Below are 3,272 nucleotides of genomic sequence, written 5' to 3'. Positions count from 1 at the left end.
GACGAAGCGACTCGTTGCGAAAACGATTGATTTTTGCGGTTTCCCAACCATTGAGCGATCGTTGCTCATGGATGGCTTTACGTTCTATGCGTTGAATTTGTTCATACAAAACATGTTCTGGGCCACTTTTTACATCAGCAATGGCTTTAAGATGAAACTGCACTTCAGCAATGATTTTTGTTTTTGGTAACTCAACCAAAACATTGAGATCACGGTAACCAGATGGTGCGGGTGATTTAAATCGATTTTTTACCTTCACAATGCTTGCTTCACGGCCTAATGCTTCATAGGCCTCGACTAAGCTTGGTACATCATCGGCGATGATGGTGGCACGCGCAAGGTCAGTAATTCGTGCGGCTTGTCCGCCGAGTTCCAGCGCGACTTTTTCTCTGGCTCGATGCTGAGATTTAACACCGCCGAAGAGAGAGTGTGTTGATGTCAGCATTGCAGTACTTTTACACAGGGTTTCAAGTTCATGCTGAGCTTGGTGCGCTTTGCTGTAGAGCACATCAAAATCATCGTACGGTTGTAATACGTTATCGTGGGTTGATTGAATGCCGTATAGGCCACTTAAGCTATGTTTGAATCGTTGAGCATTAATTTGATTTTGGTACTCTCCTTGTGGCTCCTGCGGGGATGAATTGATAACCGGAATGGCGGCGGCCAAAGCTGGCGCTCGGCTTAGCGTTAGTAGCATGAGCGCAGTGGTTCTCAGCAATAGACTCATTCACTCTCCTTAACAGATGTTGCTTAGGTCAAAAGTGAAACCTAAAAGAATCCTAATCCAACAAAAGGCTGTTACCTAGATAAAGTATTGGGGCTAAGAGTGCAAACTCAATGTGTTGACTCCTCCATTTCTATAGAGTGAGTGGTTGATCACACTAATTACCTTAACGGGCTTGATGGTCGATAATACTATGAAACTTAAACATAAAATTAGTTCCCGCTGCGGATGTAACAAAAGATGAATTTGAGTGTAACTGGCATTCATTGGCGAGGTTGAGTTATGCTAACGCTTTTCGGTTCTTAAAGCGTTGTAATGATCGATTTCGAATTTTGGCATAATAAATGGGCGGCGAATCAAATTGGATTTCACCTCATGGAAGTTAATCCATTGTTGATGAAATATTGGCCGATGGTGAAACCTAAACGTCACGATACCGTATTGCTTCCGCTATGTGGTAAAAGTGAAGATTTGGTATGGTTAGCTGAACAGCATGATAGTGTTCAAGGCGTTGAACTGAGCCCCATTGCCGTTCGTGCTTTTTTTGCCGAACATTTATACACGCCGCTAGTGACCGAATTATCGGCTCAGCATACGTGTTATCAGTTTGATGAAATTTGCCTGTACACGGGCGATATTTTTACTGCGCCTATTCATCCTGTTGATATTATTTATGATCGTGCGGCTCTGGTTGCGCTACCTGAAAGTATGTGGAATGAGTATGCGAATCGGCTACTTTCTTTATTAAATCCAGGTGGACGGATTTTATTGGTGACCTTAGATTATCCGCAAAATGAACTCACTGGCCCACCATTTAGTGTAACCGAAAAAGCGATTCGCCGATTGTTTACTGGGCTTTCTGTGACTCAATTGCATAGGGATGAGTTAGGAGCACAGCATCCAAAACGGGCTAAAAAAGGGCTCAGTCGTTTTGCCGAAGAGGTATGGCTAATCGAGCGTTAAGAGAAGCCCTCACCGGATAAGATCATGATACCCAAGTCAGCACACCGACTTGGGTATAGACAATCGGTTGATCTAATAATGGATTTTAACTGATTTGACACTCTCAATAGCTCGATCAGTTGCTTGTGTGGTGTCTTTGCCTCTGGTTAAAATAACCCCTAAGCGACGTCGTCCATCAATATCCGGTTTTGCAAATAAGCGAAGCTGAGCGGTTGGAATACTCAAGGCCTCCTCGATACCTGAAAACTTGATATCATTGGCGGTTCCCTGACCGAGTAGCGCAGCAGATGCCGATGGGCCATATTGAATAATGCTTCCGACCGGTAAACCAAGAAACGCACGCACATGCAGTGCAAATTCAGAAAGATCTTGTGAAATTAGTGTGACCATGCCGGTATCATGCGGGCGAGGGGAGACTTCATTAAAAATGACTTGGTCGCCTTTAATAAACAGCTCAACACCAAAAATTCCGTAACCTCCCAGCGCATTAACAATCTCTTCAGCGACGTATTCAGCGGCTTTTAAAGCATTTTCTGACATCTTTTGTGGTTGCCAAGATTCACGATAATCGCCCTGTTCTTGTCGATGACCGATAGGGGCACAGAAGTGTATGCCATCACTGGCTCGAACGGTGAGCAATGTAATTTCATAATCAAAATCGATAAATCCTTCAACAATGACCCGGCCTGCACCGCTACGCCCTCCGGCTTGAGCATATTGCCACGCGGCTTCGATGTCTTCAGGGGTTTTGATGATGCTTTGTCCTTTACCTGATGAACTCATTATCGGTTTACATACACAAGGTAAACCGACCTGCTCTATTGCAGCGACAAACTCAGTGTAATGGTCAGCGAATTGGTAAGGCGAGGTTGGTAGAGCAAGTTGCTCAGCCGCTAGGCGACGGATCCCTTCTCGGTTCATGGTTAAGCAGATGGCATGAGCATTAGGCACAATGGTCATGCCTTGTGCTTCCAGCTCAAGTAGTTTCGCTGTTGCGATAGCTTCTACTTCTGGAACGATGTAATGCGGTTTTTCTAGCTCAATAATTTGTTGTAATGCTTGAGGGTTGAGCATATCGAACACATGGCTACGGTGTGCAACTTGCATCGCAGGCGCATTGGCGTAGCGATCACAAGCAATCACTTCTAAACCTAGTCGTTGACATTCGATAGCCACTTCTTTTCCTAACTCTCCAGAGCCAAGTAGAAGAACGCGGGTTGCACTATTGAGCGTTGCTGTTCCCAACATAAAGAATCCTTATTAGTTATGCATTAATACCCTTGCCACTTAAAGTTGCTGTGGTATTGGTTCAATCACACGCTGTACCGATGCTCATAGGGATGGTGAGAGCGGTGCAAATTTGTGTCAGATGACTCTTGTCACTCATTTGTTGCTTATCGGCAACGTCAAGTTGTTTCAGTACAAAGTGAAGTCTCTATCATGGGCTTAATCACTGGAAGACTTCACTATCTTGAGAGCGAAAACAGCGGCGATCATACTGGAAAGATAAAAAAAAGAAAACGTTTGCCTTTGAGTGTCGTCAAACTTAATGCGTCAATAATCGCCAGAATACTGGTAAGTCGAA

The 3,272-nt window shown here is 44.4% G+C and carries 4 protein-coding genes; 2 read left to right on the top strand and 2 right to left on the bottom strand.

Annotated elements, in window-relative coordinates:
- Nucleotides 1-727 (bottom strand): RelA/SpoT domain-containing protein (locus B7C60_RS16305; protein WP_245869607.1); only part of this gene is annotated, 727 nt, incomplete at its 3' end.
- A gap of 312 nt (nucleotides 728-1,039) precedes the next feature.
- Between B7C60_RS16305 and B7C60_RS16300 the strand changes: the two genes are divergently transcribed.
- Nucleotides 1,040-1,687, top strand: a complete 648-nt coding sequence (locus tag B7C60_RS16300; protein ID WP_099612550.1) for a thiopurine S-methyltransferase — start codon at nucleotides 1,040-1,042, stop codon at nucleotides 1,685-1,687.
- Between the two features lie 72 nt (nucleotides 1,688-1,759).
- Here the strand turns inward: B7C60_RS16300 and purT are convergent, their stop codons facing one another.
- Nucleotides 1,760-2,935: a formate-dependent phosphoribosylglycinamide formyltransferase gene (purT, locus tag B7C60_RS16295; RefSeq protein WP_099612549.1), complete on the bottom strand. Its 1,176-nt coding sequence runs from the start codon at nucleotides 2,933-2,935 to the stop codon at nucleotides 1,760-1,762.
- Nucleotides 2,936-3,049: 114 nt separating this feature from the next.
- On the opposite strand from purT, the gene B7C60_RS17270 reads away from it, so the two are divergent.
- On the top strand, nucleotides 3,050-3,272 hold a 223-nt coding region (locus B7C60_RS17270), incomplete at its 3' end, for a hypothetical protein (protein ID WP_216639336.1).

This window comes from Vibrio fujianensis, assembly GCF_002749895.1.
GTDB classification, from domain to species: domain Bacteria; phylum Pseudomonadota; class Gammaproteobacteria; order Enterobacterales; family Vibrionaceae; genus Vibrio; species Vibrio fujianensis.
Note: the sequence above shows the minus strand (reverse complement) of the source record. Positions and strands in the feature narration are given on the sequence as shown.